Here is a 1,612-nt window from a genome sequence, read left to right as displayed (position 1 = left end):
AAAATTGGCTTGCTGTCATTTGTCGGCTAATTTGAAAACGAATGCTCAATTAGGCTTGCCTATAACGTAACGGCTTTGCGATGGCCGGGATTTGAAAACGTAAACAGTCTTGCCGAGAATGAATTTACTTAGAAAACCAAACATCACGTTTACCGTCTAACCCAGCTATTGCAAAACTATTGTTAGCTGGAGTGCCCTTTAATCAAAGTAAAATTTATTTTATAATCGAAGTCCTAATAAAAATTCAGGGCTATATTAAGTACTACTGTCATTAAGAAACAAACAGCGATGATTGTCAAGTTTACTCCGGCTCTTTGAATCCAACTTTTGTGTGCCAAGTCATAACCAACTTTTTTTGAAAGAGCGACAAAACATCCCATAAACAAAAACCAAATTGTGAAAAACAAAGATATTCTCCCCCGAAACAATGTTGTCACCAAGTCATGAATTAACCCACAAAAAATGAATGTCAAAATCACAGCAGTCCAAATTGGCAACACTTTTTTTATGGGTTTAAATATTTTCCGCCCTAAATAGTACCCGAAAATCGGATTCCAAAAATTCCAAAAAGCTACAAAGTTTTTAGCACCAAGTGATCTTTGCAAATTATTACGCAATGATTTGGAATGCCCAATAGGAACTCCGTTTCTCTTTTCAACATACTCTGCTAATGTCATTTTGTTGGTCAATGTTTCCTTGTCTATACGATTATATCTCCTCTGAAACACACTCGAATCAGGCAAATGTAAAGAGAAGTGGCATTACTATTACAAGTCATTTTAACCTGGTATTTATTACTCTAATGTCTTTGCTTTTTATAACGTCTACGGGCATTTCAGCTAACGTAACGGCTTTGCGATGGCCGGGATTTGAAAAAACGTAAACAGTCTTGCCGATATTGAATTTACTTTTTAAAACGAACATCACTTTTACCGTCTAACCCGGATATTGCAAAACTATTGTTACATGCCGTTTTTTTATAGTACCATGTAAAATGTCTAATTATTCATAAAAAAAACCACATTAAGATCGTCTCAAATACAGCTTAGGCTATCAACGTAAATGTAAATCTTAGATTTGATGCGATAAGTTTTCAAGATTTTATTTGCTTGTCATTGCCCTGAGCATAAAAATCAATGCTCCTGATGTCCTTTCAGCACCGCGCAATTTATTTTGAAGAGCCGAAAGTTTGAAATAGGTATTTACCCATACCACTAGTCCGATTGGAAACAATAAAAAAAGCCAATAAGTTGGAAGTCCAAATTTATAATACTCAAAGTCCGACGAAGACACATCGGGCATCTCGCTTAACTTCTCTTTTACAATTTTTGTATCCTCATCCAATGTCAAATCAGATGTGTACTCCTTAAGAGAATGAAGCTGCAAACAATATCCTTTATAATCAACGTCTGCTGAAAGAATACTTGGAAAGAAAAGCAAATCTGCAAATCTGGTCTCCAAGAACCTAGAAATATCTGTTGTCGTTTTAGAAAAATCAGACAAGCTAACCTTTAAACTTTCAAGTTTTGTCATAACAATGGCATGTAACGGCAAGGCTTACTGATGGGCGGGAGTTTAAAAACGTAAACAGTCTTGCCGTGATTGAATTTAC

At 35.5% G+C, this 1,612-nt stretch carries 2 protein-coding genes; both read right to left on the bottom strand.

Annotated elements, in window-relative coordinates; genetic code table 11:
* Positions 1-233: 233 nt before the first annotated feature.
* On the bottom strand, positions 234-677 hold the full coding sequence (locus tag M4J38_RS16690) for a hypothetical protein (RefSeq protein ID WP_251760940.1): 444 nt from the start codon (positions 675-677) through the stop codon (positions 234-236).
* Between the two features lie 424 nt (positions 678-1,101).
* Positions 1,102-1,533 (bottom strand): hypothetical protein, encoded by a 432-nt coding sequence (locus tag M4J38_RS16685; protein ID WP_251760939.1) that lies wholly within the window; start codon positions 1,531-1,533, stop codon positions 1,102-1,104.
* Positions 1,534-1,612 lie beyond the last annotated feature (79 nt).

This window comes from Parasegetibacter sp. NRK P23 (assembly GCF_023721715.1).
Lineage (GTDB): Bacteria > Bacteroidota > Bacteroidia > Chitinophagales > Chitinophagaceae > Parasegetibacter.
Note: the sequence above shows the minus strand (reverse complement) of the source record. Positions and strands in the feature narration are given on the sequence as shown.